The 25,404-nt window shown below is 70.6% G+C and carries 22 protein-coding genes; 6 read left to right on the forward strand and 16 right to left on the reverse strand.

The features are described 5' to 3' along the window. Position 1: 1 nt before the first annotated feature. Together ACNFOC_RS07710 and ACNFOC_RS07715 are read right to left on the reverse strand one after the other, a co-directional pair. Positions 2-1,702, reverse strand: a complete 1,701-nt coding sequence (locus ACNFOC_RS07710) for a glycoside hydrolase family 2 TIM barrel-domain containing protein (protein WP_416957999.1) — start codon at positions 1,700-1,702, stop codon at positions 2-4. Positions 1,703-1,751: 49 nt separating this feature from the next. Further along, complete coding sequence (locus ACNFOC_RS07715; protein ID WP_416958000.1) at positions 1,752-2,699, reverse strand: alpha/beta hydrolase; 948 nt, start codon at positions 2,697-2,699, stop codon at positions 1,752-1,754. A 168-nt stretch (positions 2,700-2,867) separates the two neighbouring features. On the opposite strand from ACNFOC_RS07715, the gene ACNFOC_RS07720 reads away from it, so the two are divergent. Next, positions 2,868-3,800, forward strand: coding sequence for a LacI family DNA-binding transcriptional regulator (locus ACNFOC_RS07720; RefSeq protein ID WP_416958002.1), 933 nt, complete (start codon positions 2,868-2,870; stop codon positions 3,798-3,800). Here the strand turns inward: ACNFOC_RS07720 and ACNFOC_RS07725 are convergent. Continuing rightward, positions 3,797-4,165, reverse strand: a complete 369-nt coding sequence (locus ACNFOC_RS07725; RefSeq protein ID WP_416958004.1) for a roadblock/LC7 domain-containing protein — start codon at positions 4,163-4,165, stop codon at positions 3,797-3,799. The genes ACNFOC_RS07720 and ACNFOC_RS07725 overlap by 4 nt on opposite strands. A gap of 161 nt (positions 4,166-4,326) precedes the next feature. Between ACNFOC_RS07725 and ACNFOC_RS07730 the strand changes: the two genes are divergently transcribed. Beyond that, on the forward strand, positions 4,327-5,520 hold the full coding sequence (locus ACNFOC_RS07730; protein WP_416958103.1) for an RNA-guided endonuclease InsQ/TnpB family protein: 1,194 nt from the start codon (positions 4,327-4,329) through the stop codon (positions 5,518-5,520). A gap of 119 nt (positions 5,521-5,639) precedes the next feature. On the opposite strand, the gene ACNFOC_RS07735 is transcribed toward ACNFOC_RS07730, so the two are convergent. After that, complete coding sequence (locus ACNFOC_RS07735) at positions 5,640-6,497, reverse strand: hypothetical protein (RefSeq protein ID WP_416958006.1); 858 nt, start codon at positions 6,495-6,497, stop codon at positions 5,640-5,642. Then, the gene (locus ACNFOC_RS07740; RefSeq protein WP_416958008.1) at positions 6,494-6,844 is read right to left on the reverse strand and encodes a hypothetical protein; all 351 of its coding nucleotides are present in this window, start codon (positions 6,842-6,844) and stop codon (positions 6,494-6,496) included. The genes ACNFOC_RS07735 and ACNFOC_RS07740 overlap by 4 nt, the downstream gene beginning before the upstream one ends. A gap of 161 nt (positions 6,845-7,005) precedes the next feature. Here ACNFOC_RS07740 and ACNFOC_RS07745 point away from each other — a divergent pair, with 161 nt between their 5' ends. Beyond that, complete coding sequence (locus ACNFOC_RS07745; RefSeq protein ID WP_416958010.1) at positions 7,006-7,371, forward strand: hypothetical protein; 366 nt, start codon at positions 7,006-7,008, stop codon at positions 7,369-7,371. 128 nt (positions 7,372-7,499) lie between these two features. Here ACNFOC_RS07745 and ACNFOC_RS07750 read toward each other — a convergent pair whose 3' ends face one another. After that, complete coding sequence (locus ACNFOC_RS07750) at positions 7,500-9,185, reverse strand: CocE/NonD family hydrolase (RefSeq protein WP_416958012.1); 1,686 nt, start codon at positions 9,183-9,185, stop codon at positions 7,500-7,502. A 48-nt stretch (positions 9,186-9,233) separates the two neighbouring features. After that, positions 9,234-9,833 (reverse strand): helix-turn-helix transcriptional regulator, encoded by a 600-nt coding sequence (locus tag ACNFOC_RS07755; protein ID WP_416958014.1) that lies wholly within the window; start codon positions 9,831-9,833, stop codon positions 9,234-9,236. A gap of 370 nt (positions 9,834-10,203) precedes the next feature. Here ACNFOC_RS07755 and ACNFOC_RS07760 point away from each other — a divergent pair, with 370 nt between their 5' ends. Beyond that, the gene (locus ACNFOC_RS07760; protein WP_416958017.1) at positions 10,204-11,139 is read left to right on the forward strand and encodes a hypothetical protein; all 936 of its coding nucleotides are present in this window, start codon (positions 10,204-10,206) and stop codon (positions 11,137-11,139) included. Positions 11,140-11,184: 45 nt separating this feature from the next. Here ACNFOC_RS07760 and ACNFOC_RS07765 read toward each other — a convergent pair whose 3' ends face one another. Continuing rightward, entirely contained in the window at positions 11,185-14,046 is a 2,862-nt protein-coding gene (locus ACNFOC_RS07765; RefSeq protein WP_416958019.1) for a helix-turn-helix transcriptional regulator, read from the reverse strand. 229 nt (positions 14,047-14,275) lie between these two features. Here ACNFOC_RS07765 and ACNFOC_RS07770 point away from each other — a divergent pair, with 229 nt between their 5' ends. Then, positions 14,276-17,200 carry an AAA family ATPase gene (locus ACNFOC_RS07770; RefSeq protein ID WP_416958021.1) on the forward strand — a complete coding sequence of 975 codons (2,925 nt, stop codon included), beginning with the start codon at positions 14,276-14,278 and terminating at the stop codon, positions 17,198-17,200. 177 nt (positions 17,201-17,377) lie between these two features. Here ACNFOC_RS07770 and ACNFOC_RS07775 read toward each other — a convergent pair whose 3' ends face one another. The 7 genes from ACNFOC_RS07775 to ACNFOC_RS07805 are packed head-to-tail and all read right to left on the reverse strand — an operon-like array spanning position 17,378 to position 23,358. Beyond that, a complete protein-coding gene (locus tag ACNFOC_RS07775; RefSeq protein ID WP_416958023.1) occupies positions 17,378-18,841 on the reverse strand; it encodes an aldehyde dehydrogenase family protein in 1,464 nt (487 codons plus the stop codon). 51 nt (positions 18,842-18,892) lie between these two features. Further along, entirely contained in the window at positions 18,893-19,717 is an 825-nt protein-coding gene (locus ACNFOC_RS07780) for a mycofactocin-coupled SDR family oxidoreductase (RefSeq protein ID WP_416958025.1), read from the reverse strand. 8 nt (positions 19,718-19,725) lie between these two features. Further along, on the reverse strand, positions 19,726-20,358 hold the full coding sequence (locus tag ACNFOC_RS07785; protein ID WP_416958027.1) for a histidine phosphatase family protein: 633 nt from the start codon (positions 20,356-20,358) through the stop codon (positions 19,726-19,728). After that, the gene (locus ACNFOC_RS07790) at positions 20,349-20,576 is read right to left on the reverse strand and encodes a hypothetical protein (protein ID WP_416958030.1); all 228 of its coding nucleotides are present in this window, start codon (positions 20,574-20,576) and stop codon (positions 20,349-20,351) included. Before ACNFOC_RS07790 ends, ACNFOC_RS07785 begins: the two co-directional genes overlap by 10 nt. A gap of 3 nt (positions 20,577-20,579) precedes the next feature. Beyond that, on the reverse strand, positions 20,580-21,020 hold the full coding sequence (locus ACNFOC_RS07795; RefSeq protein ID WP_416958032.1) for a Zn-ribbon domain-containing OB-fold protein: 441 nt from the start codon (positions 21,018-21,020) through the stop codon (positions 20,580-20,582). Then, positions 21,017-22,228, reverse strand: coding sequence for a thiolase C-terminal domain-containing protein (locus ACNFOC_RS07800; RefSeq protein ID WP_416958034.1), 1,212 nt, complete (start codon positions 22,226-22,228; stop codon positions 21,017-21,019). The genes ACNFOC_RS07795 and ACNFOC_RS07800 overlap by 4 nt, the downstream gene beginning before the upstream one ends. Before the next feature lie 5 nt (positions 22,229-22,233). Then, positions 22,234-23,358: an amidohydrolase family protein gene (locus ACNFOC_RS07805; protein ID WP_416958036.1), complete on the reverse strand. Its 1,125-nt coding sequence runs from the start codon at positions 23,356-23,358 to the stop codon at positions 22,234-22,236. A gap of 159 nt (positions 23,359-23,517) precedes the next feature. Here ACNFOC_RS07805 and ACNFOC_RS07810 point away from each other — a divergent pair, with 159 nt between their 5' ends. After that, a complete protein-coding gene (locus ACNFOC_RS07810; protein ID WP_416958038.1) occupies positions 23,518-24,204 on the forward strand; it encodes a TetR/AcrR family transcriptional regulator in 687 nt (228 codons plus the stop codon). A gap of 163 nt (positions 24,205-24,367) precedes the next feature. On the opposite strand, the gene ACNFOC_RS07815 is transcribed toward ACNFOC_RS07810, so the two are convergent. Continuing rightward, a complete protein-coding gene (locus ACNFOC_RS07815) occupies positions 24,368-25,396 on the reverse strand; it encodes a carbon-nitrogen hydrolase family protein (protein ID WP_416958041.1) in 1,029 nt (342 codons plus the stop codon). Between the last annotated feature and the right edge of the window lie 8 nt (positions 25,397-25,404).

Consider the following 25,404-nt stretch of genomic DNA (forward strand, 5'->3'; position numbering starts at 1 on the left):
GTCAGAGGTGTATAAGAGAGAGGTACTGGGGGCGGCCGATGCCGACCTCGCCGAGGTAGTCCCAGCCGGTCCAGGTGAAGTCGCCGATGACATGGCCGAGTTGTTCGACCAGACGCCAGTTGCCGTCGATGCGGGTGGAGAAGGTCTCGGTGCCGAGGATGACGCGGTTGGGGAACAGGTCGCGGTCCAGCGTGTAGCGGGCCTCGGCGTAGTTCATGCCGGCGACGTCGAGCACGGCGAAGGACTCGGCTGTCTTCTCGGTGACGAGGGCGGAGGCGCTGATCGCGTTCATCATGTCGCCCGCGTCGGCCATGAGGGTGTTGATGCCCTTGTCCTCGCTCTCGGTCGGATCGGCCGCCTTCTCCTGTGACTGCTGCCGCAGCTTGCCCAGTTCGGACATGACGGCGAGCATGCCGTTCACCGCGTTGGTGACATAGCGCGTGCCGTCCAACGAGCGCACTTTCTCCGCGAGTTCGCGGCCCCGCGCGGCGCCGGAGGGGGTACCGGTCTCGGGGATCTCGTTGCCGATCGAGTACATGATGACGCTGGGGTGGTTGAAGTCCTTGGCGACCATCGCCTCGATGTCGCGCTCCCACCACTCGGGGAAGTCGAGGCTGTAGTCGAACTCGCTCTTGCCCGACGTCCACACGTCGAAGGCCTCGTCCACGACGAGCATCCCGAGGCGGTCGCACGCGTCCAACATCGCCTTGCTCATGGGGTGATGGGACATACGGAGCGCGTTGAACCCCGCGTCCTTGAGGAGTTGGACCCGCCGTTCCTCGGCGCGGGCGAAGGTCGCCGCGCCCAGAACTCCGTTGTCGTGGTGGACACATGCGCCGCGCAGCTTGACCGTCTCGCCGTTGATCCGCAGCCCGTGCCGGGGGTCGAGGCGCAGCGACCGGACACCGAAGACGACGGTCTCGGCGTCGAGGTCCTTCAGGGTCACGGTGGCGGTGTACAGGGCGGGTGTGCCCGTGCTCCACAGCAACGGGGCGTAGACATACAGGCGTTGGCGTACGACCGCGGGCTCGCCCGGCAGCACCGTCGCCTTCGAGACGTCGCTCGCGACGACACTCCCGTCGGCATCGCGGACCTCGGTGACGACGTCGACCGTACGGATCGCGATCGAGTCGTTCTCGACCCTCGTCGCGACCTCGACCACTGCCCGTTCCGCGTCGACGTCCGGGGTGGTGACACGGACCCCGTCGGGCGCGATCCGGACCACGTCGCCGACGAGCATCCAGGTGTCGCGATAGATGCCCGCACCGGTGTACCAGCGTGAGTCACGATGGGCGCGGGCCTCCACGCGGATCTCGTTGTCGCCGTCGTCGCCGTACCGCAGGAAACGGTCGGCGTCGATGTGGAAGTGCGAGTAACCGAAGGGGCGTTGGCCGGCGTAGTCCCCGTTGATGTACACGACGGCATCGCGATAGACGCCCTCGAACTCGAAGAGGATCCGCTTGCCCCGGTGCTCCTCGGGAACAGCGAACGTCTTGCGGTACTCGTAGGTCCCGCCCGGGAAGTACGCCCCGGCGCCGCCCTCCATCGTGGCCTCGCCGTCCGGCGCCGTGCGCTCCTGCCCGATCATCGCGTCGTGCGGCAGTGTCACCGGCCTGAACGGCACCTTCGTACCGGACAGTTCGGCGAAGGGATTGACCTTGGGGCGGGTCTGCCAGCCGTCGTTGAAGGATGTGCGCAGCATGAGGGCTCCGTGAGGTGAGGGGCGGTGACCGGTTCCGGGGGAGTGAAGCTCAGGACTCGCCGGGTGCCGTCGAGGCCGGTCCGGCCACCCGCGCACGCAGCCAGGCACGGCCGCGCTCCAGCAGCGCCCGGGCGACACGTGTGCCGGGAGCCCAGGTCTCGAAGCCGTGCGGAGCACCGGGCACGAGGTCGAACGCGCAGTCCACGCCCGCGTCGCGCAGACGGTCGGCATAGGTGCGGCACTCGTCGGCGAACAGGTCGATGTCGCCGACGCCGATCCAGGCCGGTGGCAGCCCGCTCAGGTCGGCGCGCCGGGCCGCGACCGCGTGGTCGGGGACGCGGGAGGCGCCGGGCCCGGTACCGAGATAAGCGGCCCAACCGGTCCGGTTCGCCGAGTTGTGCCACACCCGGTGCCGCACGTCGTCCAGTTCGCGCCGCGCGGCGGTGCGGTCGTCGAGCATGGGGGAGAACAGCCACTGCCCGACCGGCCGGACCCCACCGGCGTCGTACAACCGCTGTGCCAGACACGCGGCCAGACCCGCGCCCGCGCTGGCACCCCCGACGGCGATGCGCGCCGGGTCGATCCCGAGGGATCCGGCCGACTCCCGCGCCCATCGCCACGCTGCGGAGACGTCGTCGAGCGCGGCCGGGAAGGGGTGTTCGGGGGCGAGGCGGTAGTTCGTCGAGACGACGACGAGGCCCGACTCGCGGGCCGTCAGGGCGCAGAACGCGTTGTCCTGGACGACGTCGCCGATGACGTACCCGCCGCCGTGCACCCACAGCAGCGCCGCGCCCGAGCCGCCACCGGCGGGCGTGTACACGCGCAGGCCCCGGCCCTCGTCGAGGACACGGACGTCGACGCCCTCGACCGGGTCGCCCGGCCCGTGCCGAACGACCAGGGCGCGCACCACGCGCCGTCCCCACGTCCGGCGGACCGGCAGCCGCGGCATCCGCGCGACGGCGCGCCGCAGTTCCGGGTCGACCGCGTCGAGCTTCATGGGCGCCTCTCCTCGCATCAGGTCCCCAGTACGCATCCCGCAGCTGGTAAAACGTATTACCACCTGTCTGCGGTACGGTATCCAGCGCATCCCGCACCGCACAAGCCCCAGATCAGACCGCACGCAGGAGACCCGGCCGCCGGGCCCCCGTTTCCGAGGAGCGAGAGAGTGAGCAGGTCCACGCGCGCGACAGCCAAGGACGTCGCCCGGGTCAGCGGGGTCTCACAGACCACGGTGAGCTTCGTTCTCAACGGGGCGGCCGGGCACGTCTCCGAGGAGACACGGGAACGGGTACGGCAGGCCGCGCGCGAACTCGGCTACGTCCCGAACGGCTCGGCGCAGGCGCTGCGCAAAGGGGCGTCCCGCATCGTCCTGCTCAACATCGAGGGCGTGCCCACCGGCAGCAGCCTCGGCAGCTACATCCGGGGCCTCGACGCCGAACTCGCCGCGCACCAGCACGTGTTGCTGGTGCTGCACGGCCATCTCTCCTCGCAGGCCCTCTCCGACGTGGCGCAGGCCGTCTCCGCCCGGGCGGTGATCGACCTGGGTGACGCGGGCAGAGCGGACGAGATCGTCACCGACGCCGAGACGTCCCTCGACGCGTTCTCCGCGCAGGCCGACGTCCCGGTCCGGTACCTGGTCGACCGAGGCCACCGGTATCTCGCCACCGTCATGCCGGACACCCCGGAACTCCAGGCTCTGTCCGGTCTGCGAGGGCGGCTCATCCGGCAGGCCACGCACGCAGCGGGCCTGCCGGCCTGCCCGGCGCTCGTCCTGCCCGGCGATGTCGACACGGCCGAGGAACGGCTCCGGGCCTTCCGCACCGACCACCCGGACGTCACGGCCGTCCTCGCCTACAACGACGACCTCGCGCTCGTCACGCTCGCCGCGATGAGGCGCCTCGGGCTGCGCGCACCGCAGGACCTCGCCGTCGTCGGGTTCGACGACACCCCGCACGGAGCGCTGTTCTCGCCCGCCCTGACCACCGTGCACATCGAGGCGGAGGCCATCGGCCGCAGCGCCGCACGCACCGCGCTGGGCCTGCCGGCGGCGGACGCCGCGTCGCGACCGGCCCGGGTGATTGTCCGCGAGTCCGCCTAGACGTCCTCGTCCAGATGCCGGCGCAGTTCCGCCGTGACGGCCGGGATCTCGCGGTGGAACGCCGCCTGGTCCAGGCCGTGGTCCGCGACCACCGCGAGCAGTGCCCGTTCTCCTACGGCCGTCACGATCACGTGGCCCGTGCTGCAGCGCGCGCTGATCTCGCGGAGGTGGCCGGTGCCGCCCTGATCGGCGAGGCGGTGGCCCAGAGCGAGGGTCGCCGCCGCCACCGCGGCCATGGACTCGGGGTGGGTCTTGGCCGTGTCGCTCGCCACGACGAGCCCGTCGCTGGTGGCCAGCGTGGTCTCGGTGACTCCCATCACGCTGTCCCGCAGGGCGATGAGGAGGTCGGTCACGGGGTCGCTCATTGGAATCCTTTCGTTGATGCCCGCGGCTTTGGCCGGGGTCGGAAACAGTGCCCCTGTGGTGCAGGGCAAGGAGCTGGGAATCGTCTCCAGGGTGGATCCCAGTGCCGTGACCGGCAGGTTTGATGTTGGCGTGGAGGTCTCACTAGTTTGTGCGGGTGACCATGAATCACGTGAAGCGGGCGTTCAAGTACCGCTTCTATCCCACCGAGGCGCAGGCAACCGAGTTGTCGCGCACGTTCGGGTGCGTGCGGAAGGTCTACAACTTGGCGCTCGCTGCCCGGAGTGAGGCGTGGACGCTGAGGCAGGAACAGGTCACCTACAACCAGACCTCGGCCATGCTGACTGGATGGAAGAGGACCGAGGAGCTCGCCTTCCTGCGTGAGGTGTCGTCCGTTCCGCTTCAGCAGACACTGCGGCATGTGCAGACGGCGTTCACCCACTTCTTCGCTAAGCGGGCCAAGTACCCGCGCTTCAAGACGCGGAAGAAGTCCCGGAAGTCCGCCGAATACAGCCGCAGCGGTTTTCGCTTCCGGGACGGACGGCTGACGTTGGCGAAGATGACGGAGCCGCTGGACATCGTCTGGTCGCGGCCATTGCCCGAAGGAGCCCAGCCGTCGACTGTGAGCGTGTCGCAGGACGCGGCCGGTCGCTGGTTCGTCTCGATGCTGTGTGACGACCCCACCATCGGGCCGCTTCCAACTGCCGATGCGGCTGTCGGGATCGATGTCGGTCTTATCCATCTGCTGACCCTCTCCTCGGGGGAGAAGGTCGCCAACCCGCGGCACGAGCGCCGTGACCGCGGCCGTCTCGCAAGAGCTCAGCGCGAGCTGTCCCGTAAGGCCAAGGGCGAGGGAACCAACCGGGCCAAGGCACGGCGCAAGGTCGCGAAGATCCACGCCCGGATCGCCGACCGGCGCCGCGATCTGCTCCACAAGTTGACCACTCGGCTCGTGCGTGAGAACCAAACGCTCGTGATCGAGGACCTGACCGTGCGCAACTTGGTCAAAAACCACATGCTCGCCCGGGCCATTTCCGACGCGAGCTGGAGCGAGTTCCGCTCCATGCTGGAGTACAAGGCCGCCTGGTACGGGCGCGAGGTCATCGTGGTAGACCGGTTCTTCCCCTCTTCCAAACTGTGCTCGAACTGCGGCAGTCTGCGACAGGAGATGCCGCTCAGCGTCCGTACCTGGACGTGCGACTGCGGGACGACTCATGACCGTGACGTGAACGCGGCACGGAACCTTTTGGCCGCCGGGCTGGCGGTGTCTGTCTGTGGAGCCGGTGTAAGACCTCAACGGAGTTCTCCGGGCGGGCAGTCGGCGACGAAGCAGAAAACCCCACGGCGCGAGCCGTAGGACCCCCTCGTTCAAGAGGGGGTGGCAGTCAAGGCGTCTTCTTCCTGTTGCGTGTGATGGCGGTGGGACAACGAGGTAGGAGGGGAATCCGGTGGGGACGCGGCCGGGGGCCCGGCGGTTCAGTCGTGAGGTCGGCGGGCCGCTGCGGAGTTCCGGCCGGGGAGCCGACGCGGGAGCGACGCGGAGTCGAGTGCGGAGGGCGGCGCCATGGCGGAGGGAGGCGCCGCGGACGGTGCGATGCGCGCCGCGGTGCTGGGTCGGCCGTTCGCCGAGGGTGTGTGCGGGCGGACGAGACCGCGGTCCAGCAGGTGTCGTAGGTCGATCATGACGGCGAAGAGACCCCGGCCGAGGGCGAAGGCGATGTCCCTCGCCGTCCTGCGTCCGTCCGCGGCGGCCAGGACGGCTCGGTGCCGGGCCGGGAGCCTGTCGGCGGGTTCGGGGAGGTGCGCGGTGGACGCCGGCTGCATACGGGTGCGGGCGAGGGCGGCGACCGAACCGGGCTCCCCGGCAAGGAAGTTGATACGTCGGGACACCTCGCCGAGGAGTCGCTCGGGGGTGACTCCGGCGTTGCGGTACAACGTCGGTACGGGGCCGGTGACTTCCCAGCTGTCGGGTACGGCGAGGGAGAGCGCGAAGGCGGCGTCGAAGAGCGCGCCGAGGCTGATGACCTCCAACTCGGCGGCGCCCACGAGTCCGCGGTCCACGAGTTCGGCGGCGAGGTGTTCGTGGGTGGTGTCGGAGGCGCGGACCGCCGACCATGTCTGCTCACCGATCCGGCCCGACCTGAGCAGCAGCCCCTCGATGCCCGGTGCGCCGGGGGTCTCCATGGCCACCACGAGACCGTCGCGCACATGGATGGAGCCGCCGGGGGTGCCGGTCACGACCACGGTGCAGGAACGGTGTCGGGTCCGGAGTGCCGCCAACAGGGCGGGAACATTGCGGGAGTCGGGGAGCGGTTCCTCGGTGCCTTCCGTCATGCCAGCAACTCGTCGGCGTGCAGCCTCAGTTCGCGCAGCGCCGAGCTGAGGTTCGTGCGGTCGCGGTCGACGGTCGCGCACAGCAGCAAGGGGTCGCCCTGCCGCGGGAGTTGGATCGTTACGAGATGCCGGGTGGAGGTCGTCACGATGACGCTCTCCAACTCCCCTGACGCGCCTGCCCGAACGAGGCGGGTGCGGGCCAGTTCCGCTATTTCGCAGGAGTCCTGACTGGCACTTGTATCACCCGATTCCGCATAGGAGAGGCCGGTGACGGCATCGAGTACCGCGGCTCCGCTGATGCCGGGTGTGCTCAGGGCGCGGCCCAGCGCGGCGTCGAGCGATGACAAAGGTCCCCCCTTCAGTCACTCCGGCGAGCAGACTACTTTGTTTGCCAACTATCGCAACTCTGACCAAAGATGGTGTTGTCTGTTACCCGCACGGTTCGCATTGAGACCGTTTTCGTGGCGAGATACTGATTCTTGCCGGGGTGAGGGGAACGAGGCACCACGTGAACATTGAGGCGACACTCAAGGAAGCGATGACTATCGACGGGGCTCTGGGGGTGTCCCTGGTCGACTACGAGAGCGGCATGACGCTGGGGGCGCTGGGTGGCGGCCCGCATCTGGACCTGGAGGTCGCGGGGGCGGGCAACACCGAGGTGGTGCGGGCCAAGCAGCGCACGCTGAAGTCCATCAACGTGGACGACCGTATCGAGGACATCCTGATCACCCTCGGCCGGCAGTACCACCTGATCAGGCCGCTGGCGAGCTCACGCGGCTCGCTCTTCCTGTATCTGGCGCTGGACCGGGAGCGCAGCAATCTGGCGCTGGCGAGGCATAACCTCAAGCGGCTCGAGTCCACCCTGGAGGTATAAACACGGCAGGGCATATGACAATTGAGTAGTCGTGGTGTCGGCCAGGTCTCGGTGGGGCAATATGTGCCGAGACCGGCCGGGTCCTTCAGGCGCCGTATTCCGGGACATCGCGTGGGAGTTGAAGCGGCTTAATTGTCTAGTCCACTCATGTCCAGTCCCTTATCGAGCTCGTGCTCGGCCGAGCCGTTTTTCCGTATCGCCGGGCGGACCGGCAGAAGTACCGCGGACGGGTGTCCGGGGTCGTGGAACACCTCCTGGTTCCCGGCGCGGAGAGTCGTGGCCGTCGCCCTGGGTTCGCCGGTGCCCGGATTGCGGTTGTAGCGGGGGAAAGCGCCGCTGGATACCTGGACCCGGATGCGGTGACCGCGCCGGAAGCGGTGGGCCGTCGGCCACAGCCGTACCGTCGCGCGGGAGATCCGGTCGGCGTCGGCCAGACCGGCCAGGCCGTCGCACACGTTCGTCGAGCGGCCCCCGGCGTCGACGTCGCACAGCCGGACGAACACATCCGCGAAAGGCAGGCTGGAGCGGAACCAGATCTCGGCGCCGACCTCACCGATCACCTCGACATCCGTGTCCAGTACGGGAGTTGTGTAGGTCAGCACGTCCGGCCGGGCTTCGAGTCCGGTGTTGTCGACGGGGCCGCCCTTCACGCCGAGGGCCAGGCGCACCCCGCCGACGGCCGGAGTCGGGTCCGCCGGGTCGTAGCGGTAGCCGTCTGGCGCGGATTCGTCCGCCGGGTCGGTGGACAGGGTGCCGCCAGGGTGGAGGTGGAAGCGCCGCTGTGTGTACCCCGGGGGCGGCCAGGAGGGGAAGTCGCGCCAGGTCTCCTCGCCCATGACGAACAGGCGGACCGGGGCGCGCTCCGCCGGCTGCTCGTCGCGGGCGTGGGCGAGGCCGAAACCGAGGGCCTCGGCGACCGCCGTGACGCCCACACCCCGGGAGGTGTGCGTCCACGGGCCGACCGTGAGCCGGGCCTGCCGACCGGCCGCCTGGAGGGCCTGGTGGTCGCGGAGCTGGCCGGGCAGGAAGATGTCGTACCAGCCGCCGACCGAGCTCACCGGTACGGCGATGTCGGCCACCCGGTGACTGTGGTCGAGCGCTGCCCAGCGCGGCGTGCCGGCGTCGTGGGCGAGGACGTCCTGGATGTAGCCGGACCGCTGTCCCATGGCGGCGACATCGGCCTCGCCCAGGGGCAGCGTCGACATGGCGCGGCGCACCCGCTTCGCCCCCAGGAGTTGGCGCGGTACCGCCCACCGGCGTTCCTGTCCGGCGACCATGACGCCCCAGCCGAACGGTGTCTCCAGGGAGAACCCGTCCTCGCGGAGGAACTCCAGACTGAGCGCCGATTCCGACACCGCCGGGATCATCGCCCTGACCTGCGGCGGCAGTTGGTCGGCGATGGCCCACTGGACGAAGCCGAGGTAGCTCATGCCGTACAGCACCATCGACTCGCCGAACCAGGGCTGCCCGATCACCCAGTCCACGGTGTCGAGCCCGTCCTCGCGCTCGTGCCGCATGGGATCGAAGGTGCCGCCGGAGCCGAACGTCCCGCGCGTGCTCTGGATCAGCACCTGGAATCCGCGCTCGGCCAGCGGCCGGACCATCGGACCCGCGGCCATGCCCGCCCTGCCGTAGGGGATCCGCAGCAGCGCGGTCGGCAGGCCGTCGCCACCGGACCTCGGCCTCCAGCGGTCGGCCAGCAGGACGGTCCCGTCCCGCATCGGCACCCGTAGATCGTGGTCGACGGTCACATCGCGGGTGAGAGGCGGAGGAAGACGCAGCAGACGCTGAGTGAGGTGGCTGCCCAGGTTCATCGGTGCTCCTCCGTCAACTCCGGTGCGGGAGGCCGATGTTACGGCGGATCAGATCAATCCGGCCCGTATGGCGTAGGAGACGGCATGGGTGCGGTTGCGTGCCCGCAGGCGCTTCATCGCGCCGTAGAGGATGTAGCGCACCGTGCGCTCGGAGTAGGAGAGTTCCGTCGCGATCTCGTCGCACTGTCTTCCCTCGGCGATCAGGCGTAGTACGGCCACTTCGCGCGTGCTCAGGGGAGCCCGGTGCCGGGAGGGGGCGACGGTGTGTGTGGCATGTGCTGCGTTTCCGTCCTCGCCCGCCACGGCGCGCACCGTGCGGACGAAGACGTCCGGGCTACAGAAGTCCCACCACACCACGGCGCGGACGCCCCGGTGCCGGGCCAGCGACACGTCGGCCTGCCAGCGATCGCTGACGACCACGAGGAAGCGTGCGCCCGGGTGGTCGCACAGGCTGGGGAGCAGGTCCAGGACGGAGGCGTCCGCCACGTCCACGGCGACCACGATCGCGTCGGCCTCCCGGATCCTGTCCCGCGGCACCTCGCGCAGCCGCGGCTCCATGGCGACGAAGCCGGCCAGCCCGGCGCGGATCAACGGGGCGGGGGCGTGGATCGCCACGCGCAGGCTCTCGCCGAGTACTTGCTGAGGCACGCGCCCCCCAACTCGCAACTGAGGTCGTCCATGAGGTTCGGGAGGACGATGGTGTCACCGGCGGAGATCACGCAGGCGCCCCACCGGCCCGTCGCGCGCGAGGGGAGGGAAACCTGGCGCGAGTTGCCGAGGCGTCCCGGGCGTCACGACGGTCCCGGGCGGAAGATCCCCCCAACTCCCTGTACGGACCGGCAAGGTTGGCGGTTTCGCCTTTCACCGGAAACAGCGGGCGCGCGACGATGCCGGGGGAAGCGCGTTCTCGCGCCCTTCGGACACCGGTCCGCTTCGTCGTCGGCGTTCCACGCCGACGGCCGGCGCTCTCTTGGGCCGGTGCCTGTCTCTGACAACTTCTAGCAACAAAGGCGGCCGCATGATCGCGTCCATTGCCCTGTGCGTGGGGCTCGGCCTGTTCCTGCTCGGGGTCGCGCTCTTCCGGCGGAGGCACAACTCCTCGTCGGCGCGGACCCGTTCAACGGTGCTGGGCCCCAGCCGCAAGGCGCTCGAAACGGTCGCGCTGGGCCTGCGGGCCGTGGCCGCGGGGCGTCCGCAGGGCGGGCGCTCGCTGCCGGACATCCACGTCGTCGTCCACTCGGGGCAGAAACTGACCCTGCGGCTCGCCGAGGCCGACGACGACGCGCCGGCGCCCTGGACCGCGGACGTCTCCGGGAAGGAGTGGTCCGTGGACACGGCGAGGCTGCGGCGAGGAGGCGACGGGGGCGACGGGCTCACCCATCCGTACTCCCTGACCGTCACCCTCGGCCTCCACAGGGGCGAACGCATGCTGGTCGACCTCTCCCGGCTGAGCGGCCCGATCGCCCTGACCGGAGACGACAACGATGTCCTGCTCCTGGCGCAGGCCCTCATCTCCGAAGTGGTCTCGGGGCCGGTCGGGACCCTCGCCACGGTCGTCCTGGTGGGCTCGGCGGCCACTCCCTCGGTGACCGACGGGCTGGCCGCGCGATCGGCCCGCCTGCACACCGCGGCCACCCGGGGCGATGCACTGGCTGTGGGGGAGAACAAGCTGCCCGGACAGCGCGGGGGACCGTCGGCCGTGCAGACCCTGCACATGGGCAGGGACCGCGGTGCGGCGAACTCCGGGAGCCACGCCCGTCGGCTCTTCGTGGTCACCGCGGCCCAGTACCGCAACGAGCGATGGGGCGACACCCCGTTGCGCGGGACCGACGCGCTGCTGGTGCTCGGCTACATCCCGGCCCTGGAATGGAACCTTCAGGTGAAGCCCGACGGCTCCCTGCTCACCGGCCGGCTCGGTGTACCCGTCGACACGCACGCCGCCCGCCTCAACTGACCCGGCGGGCAACGCCCTTGGGCCGGCGGCCCGCAGCCCTCTCCGTCACGGCCGCCGCGCTCCGCCCGGGCCCGGCACGGGACCGCCGGCCCTGGAGGGGGTGTCGTCCGGCACCAGAACGCGGCGGGCGAGGCTGCCGTCCAGCCAGGCTGCGGCCAGTTCCACCCGGGAGCGGCACCCGGTACGGCGGAAGAGCCGGCTGAGCCGCCGCTCCACGGTCTTCTCGCTCCACGCGAGCCGTGCCGCGATCTGCCGGTTGGTCGCCCCCTCGCTGACCATCGTGGTCAGCCGGACGTCCTCCGCACCGAACTCGTCCCTGGCCGGACGCGTCCTCGGCAGTCCGAGGGTCCGCCGGCGCGTCATGTGACCGAGCGTCGTACGGGTGGCGCGCCCGATCCCCAGCGACTGCGCGATCCGGGAGGCCTCGGCCAGCCACGGTCCGGACTCGTCGCCGATCTCCATCAGGCACAGACAGCAGAGCAGGCCCAGGTAGGCGTCGCCCCGTCGGCGTACCGACCGCAGGGCCGCCAGCGCGCTGTCCGCGTCGCCGTGCACCAGTCCGCGCCCGATGAGCACCGCCTCGCGCGTCATGGGAGAACCCACCACCGCGTGCAGCGCCTCCAGTTCGTCCAGCGCCTGAGGCATGGCTTGGGGCAGGCCCGCCACCAGGGCGAAGGAGATGTACCGCAGAAGCACCTTCTCCGTGCCCGAGTGCAGCCCCTGCTCGCGAGCCCGTCGTACGTCCCTGAGGGCCGCCGCGAGCGCCTCCTCCCGCTGACCCGACCAGTACCGCACGCCCAGCCTGGCCCAGACGACCAGCGGGTGCGACACGGCCTCCGGAATCAGCTCGATCCAGAACCGGGCGAGGTCCAACTCCCCACGCGTGCAATGGATTTCGGCAGCGAGCGCCCGGGCGGGCTGTGCCGCGCCCGCCGTCGAACCACGGGTCCGGCTGCGCGCCTCGATCCGGCGGGCGGAGACCAGAGCCCGGTCCCAGTCGCCTTCGAGGTAGTCGCGGACCATGGCGTGGTACCAGGCGGCGCTGCTGTCGCCCGCCCCGGTGTACCGGTCACCGAGCACGGTGGCCAGGGCGCCGGCCAGGTCCGCGTGGACGGCGGCGTTCCGCAGCCGGTCCAGGTCCGGTGTGCTGTCCGCGTCGGGTGGCAGGGTGCGCAGAGCGGCCGAGAGTCCGTCGTGGCTCCCCGCGGAGGCCGCCAGCAGCCGTAGTTCCGGGCCGGACGGCAGTGGCCCGGATCCCTTCCGGCGCTCGGCGGCCGACGCCCGGCGCGTCTCGCCCCGTGGCCGGGACGGCAGGGGACCGACCCCGAACGGACCGGCCAGTTCCGCGAGTTCGTCCATGGCGGGGATCGGATCCCGGACGGCGTGGAAGTGCGGCAACCGGTGTTCGTGCAGCGCCGCCAGAGCCCACACCTCGGCTACGAAGTCCAGCGAGCCCCCGTCCCGGTCCCGCGCCCCGGCCGGTGACGCGGTCAGGCGGGCGAGCAGCGGTTCGCCCAGCGCGAGCGCACCGGTGTGGTCGGCGTGACGCAGGCTCAACTCGGCCCACTCTCGCAGCACTTGGGGTGTCCGGTGGTCGTAAGACGGCAGGCGTCGCAGCGCGGACGCGTAGGCGCGGACCGATCGGGGCCAGTCCGACCTGGCGTCCGCACGGGCCGCCGCGAGCAGCACGTCCGCCGCGAGGACGTCGTCCAACTCGGCCCCGGCGGCCGCCACATGTTCGGCCAGCCGCGGACAGCAGCTGCCCGCCGTCTCCGCGCCCAGCCGATCCGTCAACGACCCGGTGATCAGGGCGTGCAGCGACGACACGTCATGGTGGGTGGGCAGGGCGCGCAGCGCCGCCGCGAGCGCCGGCACGGCGAACGCCATCCGGCCGTCCTTGCCCACGGTCAGCGTCCCGTCCCTGACCAGCGGGGTGACCGCTCGGTCGACGAGGCCGGCCCGGCGCGGGCCCCCCGGCTTCAGCCGGAGCAGATCGTCCAGCCGCACCTCGGCGTGTTCGATGCTGCGGGCCACCGCCGCCGCGGCGTCCAGACTGTCGGTGTCCGGAGGGGAATCGGGCCAGCAGAGCCGGCTCAACTCCGTTGTGTCCGTGGTGAGACGCAGTGCGCGCTCCGGTTCCGTCAGGCACACATGGCCGTCGAGTTCCAGGAGGTCGCCGTGCTCGTCCAGCGCGTCGAGCACCGACAGTACGGCCGCGGGGGTGCCCGCCATGGGGCCCAGCGCGGCCAGCACCGCCGTCACGAGGGCCGGCTCGACCGGGCGGCCGAGTCGCCGTACGACGAGGGCCTCGATGTCCGCGGGGCGCAGCGGCGGGAGTTCGAGCAGCCGGTCGGCCGCGGCCGTCAGCGGCGAGGCGCCGTCGGCGGCGGGCCGGATCGGTCGGCCGGTCATCACCACCGGTACTCCGGCCGGGCGGAAGACGCGCAGCAGCAGGCCGAGGGCGGACGCCGTCGGCGGCGGCATCCGTTCGACGTCGTCGACCACCACCGCGAAGGGGATGCGGGCCGCCGCGTCCGTGAGGATCTCACCCAAGACGGACAGCAGTGCCAACTCGCCGTCCTGGCCGGTGGATCGGAGCCGGATCCGGCGGAGGGCGCCGGCCCGGACCGGGCTGCGGCGGTCGTGGAACTTGGCGAGCACCGAATGGACGCCGTCGGCCAGCGCCTCCGCACCGGGCGCGCTCTCCCCGTCGTGACAGCGCAGCCGTAGGACGTGGGCGCCTTCCTCGGCCGCCGCTCGGCGGGCCTGTTCCACCAGGGTGGTCTTGCCCGTCCCCGGACCACCGACGACCAGGAGGGTGCGGGCCGAGGCGCCGGTGGCCAGCAGGGTCCGCGTCATGTCACGGAGTTCGCTGTCCCTGCCGACGAGAGGGTCTCCTTCCCGCACGCCCACTTCCTTCCGGGTCCGGTGTTCCGCGCGTGAACTACCAACAGGAGCACGCGAGTTGGTGGTGGTGCGTGCGGAGTCGACCGTGCGACGGAAACGGCCGCGTGAATGTGATCATAATGTGGATGCGGGGTCGGTTCCCGAACGTACGGCCGACCGGAGACGCCGGGAACACCCGGGCCCGTCACCGCCCGCCCGGCCCGGGTCGTCGAAGAGAGCGCGGTGGACCATGACCGTTCCGTCCGGCAACCCGTGGCTGGTACGCGGCGGGACGGCTGCGGGCGTGGATCCCGCGACCGACTGTCCAATCGGCCGTGAGCGGGAGCTGGACGAGAGCCACGGCCTGCTGAGGGACAGGGGAGGGCCGCGACTTGTCCTGGTCCGGGGTGAACGAGGCTCCGGGCGCACCGTGTTCATGAACGCGATCGCCCAACGACTGCGCGCGGAAGGGGAGTTGGTGCGCGCCGTGAACTGTGTTCCCGGTGACGGCGCTCGGCCCTTCCTGCTGGCGCTGCGGCTCGTCATGGTGCTGGAGGAGCGTCGGCCCGCGGAGGCGGTGCGTGCGGCCGGGCGGCGCGACGGGGCGGTGATGGCCGCACTGCTGCGCGCTGCTCTGGCGCGGGCCGCGTCCGTGGTCGTGGTGCTGGACGACCTCCAGTACGCCGACCCCGATTCGCTGGCCCTGCTCGGCGGAACCGACTTCGCACGGGTGCCGTCCGGTGTCCGGCTGCTGGCCTCGGTGGTGGGGTGCGGCGGGAGTGCGTCCGGTGCCGGGAGGGTCGTGGAAGAGAGCCGGGTCCTACGGCGGGACCGTGCCGGCGGAACCGTGGATGAGCTGGCCGCTGCCCAGGGGGCCCGCACGATCGTGCTGACCCGCCTCGGGGCCGACCGGACCGTCGCCATGGTGGCGCGGCGGTTGGGGGCGACTCCCGACACCGGTCTCGCGCGGCGCGTGCGCGCCCTCACACGCGGACTGCCCGGGGCGGTCGACGCCCTGCTCACCGAGTGGACGCGGCAAGGCGCGATCAAGGTCGCGGACGGCCACGCCTTCGTCGGGGTGCGGACGCCGACGCCGGTGCTGCCGGACGGCGACCGGTTCATGCGGGCGCTGGACGCGCTGGGCGAACCGTGCCGCACAGTGGCAGGCGCCCTCAGTGTCCTGTGGCCCCTCGGCGCACGGGCCGTAGCGCTGATCGCGGGGGCGGTCGGCCTGTCCGTCGACGAAGTCCGGGCCGCCGTGCGGGACTTGGCCGGTGCGGAGATCGTCGAGGACCTGCCCGGGACCGATGGCGGTACGGCACAGGGGTGGACGCTCGCGGTTCCGCTGGTGGCACATGCCCTCCGCGAGCGGCTCGGGCCGCTGGAGCTCAGTCGGCTGTCGGCCACCGCGACGCAGACGCTGTGGGCTGACGAGGACGCGGCGGGCAGCACGGCCGGGGCGAAACCGCCGACGACGGTTGGGCTCGACGAGGCGGACGCGGTGGCCTATAGGGCGGACCGGATCGCGGACGCGGGGACCCTGGTCGAACGGGACCGTGCGGCAAAGGAGTTGACGGCCGCGGCGGAGCGTCTGCATCCCGACGCCGAAGGCAGGGGAATGCTCCGCTGGTGCCAGGCGGCAGGCAACCTCGTCGAGCGCCCCGCCGACCGGATCCCGGCCCTTCAGCGGTACGCCGTCGCCGCCTACTTCGCGGGGGACTTCCGGGCCGCTCGGACCATCGCCGAGTCGATCCTGCGGGACCGCCCGGACATCCTCGGCCGGCTGGAACTCCAGGAGACCGCGACCCTGTTCACGGTGGCGACGGCCAACGACCTCGACTGGCGGGCACTTTCGCGACTGGCCACGGAACAGTGGTGGGACGAACTGCGGTTGCCCGTCCTGGCCGCCACCACCGGCCGGGCACTGGCCCTGTGTCTGCTGGCGAGATGGAGTGAGGCGCTCGACCTCCTGGTGCGGACGGAACCGATATGGAACACCGACGTCCGCGCCGCCGCCAACCCCGACTGCTTCCGGGCCGCGGCGGAACTGGCGCTGGGCCGGCCGGAGCGGTTCAGACGCTCACTGACCCTTCCGGAAGCGCCGCACATCGGCCCCGACCACGCGTACACACTGACCGTCGCCAAGTTCGACGAGTTGCTCAACGGCGGCGACCTGCACGCGGGCGAGGCCCTCCTGACGGCCCAGGGTCTGGCCCCCCGACTGATGCCCCGGCACAGTCAGTTCCTCCGGCACCACCTCCGGGGCGAGTGGGACGAGGCACTGGAACCGGCCCGCTGGATGCTGGCGAACAACGGGATCCACACGGCGGCGGTCGACCACTACGTGGTTCCCGCGCGGACCACGGCGATCCTTCTCGCCCGGGGTCGCGTCACGAGCGCCCGCCGCCTGATCGACAGCGTGCGGGCCGAGGGGGAGGGTCCACCCGAGTACTCACTGGACGCCGCCGAAGCGGAGTTGCTGCGGATCCTCGGCGATCCGACCGGCGCGGAGAAGACGCTGCGGCGCGGCCTGGACGCGGCGGAGGCGCACGGGCAGATCGCCGGGACCGACGAACTCTGGGCCTCCCTCGCCGAGTTGCTCGCGGAATCGGGACGCACGGCCGAGGCGCTGCCCTGCCTGGAACGCCTGGAACGGATCTCCGACCGGATGGGCACCGGAAGGACACGGCTCAGGTACCTCACGGCATCGGCCCGGGTGCTACGGCCGGACAGTCCCGTCACCGCCGGGGAGAACGCACGGGAGGCCGTGGAACTGGCACGCTCGCGCAGCCAGCCGTTCGAGACGGCGGTGGCCCTCGTCGCCTCCGTCGACGTGGGCGGCGGCCCACCCGCACTGCTGCGAGAGGCGTACGAACTCTTCGGTCGGAGCGGTGCCGTACTGGAGCGCTTCCACACCCGGGCCGCCATGCGCGAGACCGGGATCACCGTGCCCGGCCGGAAGCAAGCCACCGTCGAGAGCGAGGAGTTGCTCGCGACCCTGATCGCCGAAGGCCTGACCAACCGGCAGATCGCCACGGTGCTGCGGCTCACCGAGGACGCGGTCGCCAACCGGCTGTCCCGGCTGTTCGCACGCACCGGGCTCAGATCCCGCACCGAAGTGGTCACGGCCGTCCTCACCGGCTACGGCGCTCGCGGGCTCGGCATCGACGCGTAGCCTCCGTGTCGGAGTCCGGAGTCCGGCGCCGGTGGTGAGCTGGGACTTCGCGGGATTTTCCTTCGTCGCGGTGGGGAGGCGCGGAACGCTCTCGATCTCTGCCGACCACGATTCCGTCGCCTGCCCGCCGCCACGAGGGAGCGGCCTCCCGAACCCGGGGTGGAGCCGGCTGCACCCTCACTCCGGCTGGATGATCGACACGGTCTTGTAGCGCAGGAACTCGTCGATGCCGGCCCGGCCGCCCTCCTTGCCGTAACCGCTGAGGCCGAGACCGCCGAAGGGGGTGTGCGGGAGGTTCTGCCGGGCGCCGTTGACGTAGACGCCGCCGGCCTTCAGGCGTTCGGCCACCCGGTGGACGCGAGTGAGGTTCGTCGACTGGATGTTGGCGCCGAGCCCGTACGGCGTGCTGTTGGCGAGGGCGACCGCCTCGTCCTCGGTGGAGAACTTGAAGACCAGCAGCACGGGGCCGAAGACCTCCGTCTGCGCGATCTCGTGCTCGGGGTCCACGTCGACGATGATCGTCGGCTCGACGAAGTTCTTGTCGGCGAGGTCACCGCCGGCCCGGCTGCCGCCGATGGTGATCCGGCCGGCCTTGTCCCGCTTGGCGCGGTCGAGCATCCCGCAGACCCGCTCCACGGCCGCGGCGTTGATGAGTGGCCCGACCTTGACTCCGGGATCGAACGGATCCCCCATCCGGTAGGTCGCGGCGACCTCGGTGACCCGCTCGACCACCTCGTCGTAGATGTCTTCGTGCACGATCAGCCGGGTCGGCACCACGCAGCCCTGCCCGGCCAGGACCCCGATGCTGTCCCGTACGGCGCGGTTCGCCACCGCTTCCAGGTCACCGGCGTCCGGGAAGACGATGCTGCCCGTCTTGCCGCCCAACTCCAGTACGGCGGGCTTGAGTTGCTCGGCGCAGGCGTGCATGATCCGGCGGGCCGCGACGGGGCCGCCGGTGAAACTCACCTTCTCGACCCTGGGATGGCGCACCAGGGCCTCGCCGGCCTCCGCGCCACCGCTGAGGATGCTGCACACGCCGTCCGGTACGCCTGCCTCGCGCAGGAGTCGGGCGTAGAGGTGCGGTGCGAAGGGGGTGAACTCCGAGGGTTTCACGACCACGCAGTTCCCCGCGGCCAGCGCCGGGACGACCTTCATGCCCAGGGAGACGACCGGGCCGTTCCAGGTGACGATGATGCCGACGACGCCGTACGGCTCGGGTGTCGTGTAGGAGAAGTAGCCGCGGGTGTCGAGTGTCGAGATCAGCTCGCCGGAGAGCTTGTCGCACCAACCGGCGTAGTAGCGCGTCCAGTTGATCGAGTTGTCGACGATCCGTTCACCGAAGTGGATCGGGGTGCCGCCGTCGAGCGCCTGGAGGTCGACGAACTCCTGACGGTGTTCGCCCAGCAGCTCGGCGAACCGCATCAGGACCTCGCGCCGTGCCTCCGGCGTCCAGCGGCGCCAGGACTCCGCCTGCGCGGCGGCCAGTTCGACGGCCTCGTCGATCTCTGCGGCTCCGGCCAGCGGGATCGCCGCCTGCACCTCGCCCGTGTACGGGTTGCGATGCTCGAAGACACCGCCGGACCCGGAGTCGAGAACGTTCTGACCGTAGCGGAGTTGGACGTGCGGAGCGGTCACGGTCATGGGTCGTGTCTCCCGGTGAACTCTTGGCCGGCGGGGTCGGTGGCGCGCGGCTCAGCGGACGGCGAAGCCCGCGTCGAGGGGCAGTTGGATACCGGTGATGTAGGCGGCTTCGTCGGAGACCAGCCACGCGACGGCGTTGGCGATGTCCTCGGCCCGCAGGATGTCGATCGGGAGGGCGTTCCGCATCTGGCTGATCGGGTTCTTCTCGCCCTTGGCGGCCTGCGCGTGGAGTTCCTCCATCACCGGGTTCTGCGTCATGCCCGACAACACCCCTGTGGGATGAATGGTGTTGACCCGGATCCGCTCGCTCGCGTACTCGTTCGCGAGCACCTGCATCAGCCCGACCAGGCCCCGCTTCGCCGCCGTGTAGGCTTGGCCGCCCGCCTTGTCGTTCGCGCCGCCCTTGATCCCCGCCACCGAACTCGTGATGACGATCGACCCGCCGCGCTCCCCGGCCCGGATCGCCGGCAGCACCACCTCGATCGTGCGCCAGACGCCCGTCAGGTTCACGTCGATGACGTCGGTCCAGGTGCGGTCGCGGTCGCCACCGGGGGAGAGACGGATGATGCCGGCGTTCGCGAGCAGGACGTCGACCCGGCCGAAACGTTCCAGGCCGTGGTCCAGGACCCGGCGCAGATCGTCGTAACTGCGCACGTCGCCCTTCTCGGCGACGATCGCCCCACCCGCCTCCTCCACGGCCTTGACCGTCGCGCGGAGGTCGTCCTCGGTCGCGTTCGGATAGTCCATCGACTCGATGTCCTCGCAGATGTCGAGACCGATGACGTCCATGCCCCGGGAAGCGAGTTTCACCGCGTGCGCCCGGCCCTGACCGCGGGCGACACCGGTGATGAAGGCGACCTTCCTGCCTGACTCCATGTCAGCCCTTATCTGTAGGTGATGAGTCGAGGGGGCAGGTGGGAGTGCTCGTTGAAGGTGACGAGCGTGCTGCTCCGGCTGCCCACGACGACCTTCGTGACGCCGCTGTTGACCGCCACGCGGTTCAGCGCGGACCACTGCGGCTCACCGCCGCCCAGCAGCGACGCGGCGACCCACCCGATCACTCCCGCGCTGGTGAAGACGACGGCGCTCTCGCCCGAGGCCAACTCGGCGGCCAGCGTGCGCAATGCGTTCTCGACCCGCTTCGTGAACGCGGGGAAGGGCTCCGTGTAGTCGTGGTCGTGCCGGCCCGAGGACCATCGGGGAATCGCCCGGTCGAGCGGCTCGGCGTCAGGCGTGTCCACCTTGCGACGCGCCGCGACGACGTCCTCGTGGTCGAACTCGTTCCACGCCTCGTCGACCTCCGCGGACGTCGACCACTTCGCGGCGACACGTGTGCAACGGGCGGTCTGCTGCTGTCGGTTGAGACGGCCGGTCAGAATGCGTGTCGCGGAGACACCGTGCCGGGAGAACTCCGCTCCGAGCGTCTCGGACTGGAGTCTGCCGGTGCCGGAGAGCACGTCGTGGTCCGCCGCGCCCACCGATGCCTGACCGTGCCGGACGAAGAGGATCACACCCATGGCCGCGCCCCCGTCGTGGACGTGTGGAGTCGGGCGAGTCGCAGTCCCTCGGCCTGAGTCGGCGCCTCGATGTTCCACTCGCCACAGGAACACCAGCACCGATAGCGATCGCCGTCGGGAACGACGGCCTGGCCGTCGCAGGAACCCCCGCTGTTGGCCACGCTCGCCAGGAATGCGAGCGGCTTCTCCTCCAGCGCGCTCTCATAGTCGTCGCTCATGTCTCACACCTCCTCGGCGGCCACGCGGAACACGGGCAGCAGCCAGCCGTCCGTGATGGGATGGAAGTCGACGGTCAGCGCCAACCCGATCCGTACGTCGGCCGGTTCGACCCCGACCACATTGGTGACCAGCCTCGCCCCGGGGGCGTCCGGCATCTCCACGACGGCGGGGACCAGGGTCAGATCCGGCAGCCCGGGATAGCCGTGGACCACGGCGAAGCTGTAGACGGTCGCGCGGCCGGAGAGTTGGGGCCAGTCGACCGCCGTGGACTGGCACTCCGGGCAGAACGGGGTGGGAGGAAGCCGGAAGGTTCCGCAGTCGCCGCACTGCGGTGCCACAAGCCGCCGTTGCTTCGCGGCCTGCCAGAACGGCTCGGTGACGGTGTCCGTCGCGATCCGTACGACGTCCGACGGCAATGCCGTCGCGAGGTTCGCCCCGGTCATCGGTCGCGTCCCAGGATCAGGCCGCTGACCGGCAGGCTGGCCGGACCGCCGGTGCACAGGGCGAACTCGGCGTCGGAGACCTGGTTGATCGCGGTCCCGCGCATCTGCTCGACGCCCTCGACGATCTGGGTCATCCCGATGACGTACGCCTCGGAGAGCTGCCCGCCATGAGGGTTCACCGCGATGGTTCCGGGTTTCCGGCGGGGGGAGTAGCGGATCGCGCCGCTCTCGACGAACGGGCCGCCGTCGCCCTTGTCGCAGAAGCCGTAGTCCTCCAGTTGCATGAGCACCATGGGGGTGAAGTGGTCGTAGATCAGGGCCACATCGATGTCCTGGGGCGTGATGCCCGCCTGTTTGTAGAGGCGTCCGGCGATCGGTCTGTGGCCCGAGGAGGTGAAGGTCTCGTCGGGCATGCCGTACCAGGAGAAGGCGCGGCCCCAGTCCCGGGTGCCGCCGTGGGCGACGGCCACCACGGGGACCGGCTTCTGGCGCAGGTCGCGGGCGCGGTCGGTCGGGGTGGTGATCACGGCGACCGCTCCCTCCGTCTCCAGGCAGAAGTCGTAGACGCAGAGCGGTTCGGCGATCATCCGCCCGCTGAAGTACTCCTCGCGGGTGAGGGGTGTCCGCTGGATCGCCTTGGGCCGATTGAGGGCGTTCTGCCGGGTGGAGACGGCGATCTCAGCGAACGCGTCCCGGGTGGTGCCGTACTGGTGCATGTGACGGCGGGCCAGGACGGACATCAGATGGCCGGGACCCGCCAGTCCGGAGGGCTGGAGGAAGGAGCTGACCGGGGTCACGGGCTTGGCGGCTATCACTGTGCCGAGGCGTTGCTTCTGCTGTTGCAGGGCCATGACCGTGACGACGACCGAGGCGTCGCCGGCGACGATCGCCGCGCGGGCGAGACCGATCGCGCCCGCCGAGCCGCCGCCGCCGTTCGTGAGCGACGCCGAGAAGCGCACCTCGGGGATGCCCAGAGTCTCCATGAAGTCGACGGACTCCATCTTGTCGCCGTAGCCGGCACCGGCGCCCGAGTAGTAGGCGAACCCGTCGATCTCCTTGACGGAGAGACCGGCGTCGGCGCAGGCGGCGAGGATGGCCTCGCCGGCGAGGTGCGTGATGCTCTTGCCGGCGGACTCGCCGCGCCGGTAGTAGGGCGTGGCGCCGACGCCGACGATCGCGACGTCGCGCAGGCCCGAATCCCGTGGCATCCGGCTCAGACCCCGCTCGTGGGGACCGGGGGCACCTGCGGGAAGAGTTCGAAGAACGCGCCCTGGGTGATCCGCAGCCGGGTCTCGTCCGAGACGCCGTCGAACAACGACTTCAGGGTGTCCTGCGTATGCCCGAAGGTACCTTCCATGTGCGGGTAGTCGGAGCCGAACATGACGTTCCGGTAGCCCATCGACTCGAACGCGGCGACCGCCGTCTCGTCGTGCTGGAAGGAGGCGTACACCTGGGTCATCAGGGTTTCCTTCGGGTCCCGTTCGAGTTTCGGGCGCACCGCCATGTGGTGCTGGCGGTAACCCTCCAGCATGCGGTCGCCCAGGAACGGGATCCAGGTGGCGCCGCCCTCGGAGATCAGCACCTTCAGATCCGGGTGCCGGTCGAGGGCACCGGAGGCCACCAGCTTCATCGCGGCGCGCTGACCGGAGAACGTCGTCTCGGTGTAGTTCATGACCGCGCCGCCGGGGCCGCGGTAGATCAGGCCCGCGCCGCCGGTCGTCATGTCCACCGGGTCGGTACCGATGTGGAAGGCGAGGACCATCCGTGCGCGTTCGGCGGCGTCCCAGAACGGCTCCCAGTCGGTTCGGTGCCAGTCCGGCGCGCTGGGGTGCGGCGTGGTGGGCAGGAACACGGCCCGGAAGCCCTGCTCGGCGGCCCACTCCAACTCGGCGATCGCGTCCTCCACGACCAGCGTCGACACCTGCGCGGTGACCACATAGCGGTCCGAGACCGCCGCGATCTCCGCCAGCGCCCACTCGTTGCTCGCCCGCATGCACGCCTTGAGCAGCTCCGGCGTCCGGAAGGTCGAGGCCCACATCCCCAGCGACGGGAAGATCACCTCGCCCCAGACGCCTTCCTGGTCCAGGTCGTTCAGCCGCGCCCGGGCATCGCGGATGCCCTGTGCCTTGCGGCTCTCCTCCAGGAACTCCCGGGCCACCGACGTCGGCAGTTTCCGACGGAACGACTGACCGTCGACGTGCACCGTCTCGTACTCCCCGTCCGGGTCCTTCTCGGACTTCGGCGTCAGGTCGGCGAGCCGCCCGGGCAACCGCGACTCCCATAGATCGCTCGGCTCCAGGAAATGGGAGTCGCCCGAGTTGGTCCAGATCTTCGGCATGGGGTGAAGTCCTCCGGAAGTAGGGAGGGATGAGGCCTGCGATGCCAGGTCTTCGCATCGAACTGTTCCATCGACAGGGCCCGCTGTCCAGGCTTTCTAATACATCTCCATTAGTTTTGGCGTTGCGTGTGCCGCTTCGCATCCACCACCATGAGGACCATGGCAGTGGAGGAGAAGGCCGAGGGCCGCAGACGCCGGCACACCACGGGGGAGGCGACCCGTGAGCTGCTGATGACGACCGCCGAGCGGCTCTTCGCCGTTCGCGGGGTCGAGGGCGTGACCCTGCGGGAGATCCAGATGGAGGCGGGGCAGTCCAACTCGTCCGTCATCACCTACCACTTCGGCTCCAAGGCGGGCCTGGTCAGGGCTCTGATCGCCTTCCGCTACCGGACCATCGACGCGCGCCGGGCCGTCCTGCTGGATGAGGCCCGTGCCGACGGAGTGGCCGAGGACCCCCTGGCGGCGGTGTGGCTGGTGGTGCGCCCGCTGATCGAGAGCATCGAGGCCGGCGAGATGTTCGTACCGTTCCTGGCGCGGCTGGCGCCCGCGAGCGCGGACGCGGAGTACTGGCCGCGGCAGATCGAGGAGGCCACCGACGTACTCCAGGAACTGGTGCCCGGCCTGCTGGGCGTACTGCCCGATCGCGTACGGCGTGGCCGCGAGGCGCAGCTCTACAACAGCGTGCTCAACCTCCTGGGCGACCACGCCCGGAACCGGCACCCGATCAGCGACGCACAGCTCAACAACTACATCGACGGATGGGTGGGCATGCTCATCGCGCCGGTCTCGGCGGTGACGTACGACCTCATGGAGGACGAGGCACGGGCGAAGCAGCGACGGGGCTGACCGGCTGTCGCCGCCGGGCTCCTGCCCCGGCTCCCCTTTCTGACACGTCTCCGACTTGACGGGCTGACACGTTTCCGACTTGACGGGGCGTTGTGACTGTCGCGTCAGCCCTCTCGTGGAGACTCACCGGACGGTTCGGGCAGTGCGGACGTCCTGCTTGTGCTCAGTCCGGCGTGATCGCGTCGTCGCCGTCCTTCTCCTCCTCGGCGACAGCCGCGTCGCCGGTCGCCGCGGGCGGTGGGCCGACGGGCTTGACCGCCTGGTTGGCGTTCGGATTGAACGTGAGGCTGAAGACGTCGGGGCGGGAGTAGTGGCCGGCCGGGTCGTAGGCGTTCTTGGCGATGGCGAGGAGGGCGAAGTCGAGGTCGGCGTAGAGGATGCCCTCCTCGGTCTCGGCCAGGGGCTTGGCGAGTTCGGTGCCCTCGGGGCCGTAGATGCGGGTGAAGCCGCCACCCTGGAGGAGGAGTTCCCTCTTGGCCTCGGTGTCGCAGAAGAGATCCTGGCCGGCCTGGCCGACCGTGGTGCAGGGGGCGAGGACGAAGGTCTGCCCTTCGACGGCGTACACCAGGCTGACGGCGGTGTTGACCTCGGGGCCGAGCGCCGTGGCCATGCCCCGGTAGACGGAGAAGCTGGGCCAGGAGGCGACGTGGATCTGCTCGCCCTTGCTGAACATCGTGTACTTGGTCAGCGGCTGTATGTGCTCCGCGCAGTTCAGCGCGCCCAGCCGGCCGAGTCTGGTCTCGTGGACCTGGATGTCGCTGCCGTCTCCCTCGCCGTAGACGGTGCGTTCGGCGTGGGTCGGCTTGAGTTTGCGGCGCACGGAGAGGACGCGGCCGGTGTCGTCGATGAGGGCCTGGGCCATGTAGAGGCTGCCGGTGACGGTGCGTTCGGCGAAGCCCAGGACGACGAAGACGTGGTGCTCGGCGGCGGCCGCCGCGATGCGGGCCAGGTGTTCGCCGTCGCGGGTCATGGAGTTCTCCGCGTACCGGGGGACGTACCGCATCCCTGCGAGGGGGGAGTCCAGCCAGATCCACCAGGGGTAGCCGGGCAGGAACACCTCGGGGAACGCGACCAGTTCGGCCCCGCCCGAGGCGGCCCGGGCGATGAGGTCCACGGCCTGGGCGACTCCGGCATCGAGGTCCAGCCACTTGGGTTCGGCCTGTACGGCCGCCACGCGCACTACGGAAGACATGTCTCGTA

Source organism: Streptomyces colwelliae (assembly GCF_048158785.1).
GTDB lineage: Bacteria > Actinomycetota > Actinomycetes > Streptomycetales > Streptomycetaceae > Streptomyces.

Coding starts and splice junctions, on each gene's coding strand:
- ACNFOC_RS07760 (WP_416958017.1), top strand. CDS start 10,204: ATGATCGCGTCCATTGCCCTGTGCGTGGGGCTCGGCCTGTTCCTGCTC.
- ACNFOC_RS07770 (WP_416958021.1), top strand. CDS start 14,276: ATGACCGTTCCGTCCGGCAACCCGTGGCTGGTACGCGGCGGGACGGCT.
- ACNFOC_RS07805 (WP_416958036.1), bottom strand. CDS start 23,358: ATGCCGAAGATCTGGACCAACTCGGGCGACTCCCATTTCCTGGAGCCG.
- ACNFOC_RS07715 (WP_416958000.1), bottom strand. CDS start 2,699: ATGAAGCTCGACGCGGTCGACCCGGAACTGCGGCGCGCCGTCGCGCGG.
- ACNFOC_RS07775 (WP_416958023.1), bottom strand. CDS start 18,841: ATGACCGTGACCGCTCCGCACGTCCAACTCCGCTACGGTCAGAACGTT.
- ACNFOC_RS07815 (WP_416958041.1), bottom strand. CDS start 25,396: ATGTCTTCCGTAGTGCGCGTGGCGGCCGTACAGGCCGAACCCAAGTGG.
- ACNFOC_RS07710 (WP_416957999.1), bottom strand. CDS start 1,702: ATGCTGCGCACATCCTTCAACGACGGCTGGCAGACCCGCCCCAAGGTC.
- ACNFOC_RS07730 (WP_416958103.1), top strand. CDS start 4,327: ATGAATCACGTGAAGCGGGCGTTCAAGTACCGCTTCTATCCCACCGAG.
- ACNFOC_RS07790 (WP_416958030.1), bottom strand. CDS start 20,576: ATGAGCGACGACTATGAGAGCGCGCTGGAGGAGAAGCCGCTCGCATTC.
- ACNFOC_RS07735 (WP_416958006.1), bottom strand. CDS start 6,497: ATGACGGAAGGCACCGAGGAACCGCTCCCCGACTCCCGCAATGTTCCC.
- ACNFOC_RS07780 (WP_416958025.1), bottom strand. CDS start 19,717: ATGGAGTCAGGCAGGAAGGTCGCCTTCATCACCGGTGTCGCCCGCGGT.
- ACNFOC_RS07810 (WP_416958038.1), top strand. CDS start 23,518: ATGGCAGTGGAGGAGAAGGCCGAGGGCCGCAGACGCCGGCACACCACG.
- ACNFOC_RS07750 (WP_416958012.1), bottom strand. CDS start 9,185: ATGAACCTGGGCAGCCACCTCACTCAGCGTCTGCTGCGTCTTCCTCCG.
- ACNFOC_RS07795 (WP_416958032.1), bottom strand. CDS start 21,020: ATGACCGGGGCGAACCTCGCGACGGCATTGCCGTCGGACGTCGTACGG.
- ACNFOC_RS07785 (WP_416958027.1), bottom strand. CDS start 20,358: ATGGGTGTGATCCTCTTCGTCCGGCACGGTCAGGCATCGGTGGGCGCG.
- ACNFOC_RS07800 (WP_416958034.1), bottom strand. CDS start 22,228: ATGCCACGGGATTCGGGCCTGCGCGACGTCGCGATCGTCGGCGTCGGC.
- ACNFOC_RS07725 (WP_416958004.1), bottom strand. CDS start 4,165: ATGAGCGACCCCGTGACCGACCTCCTCATCGCCCTGCGGGACAGCGTG.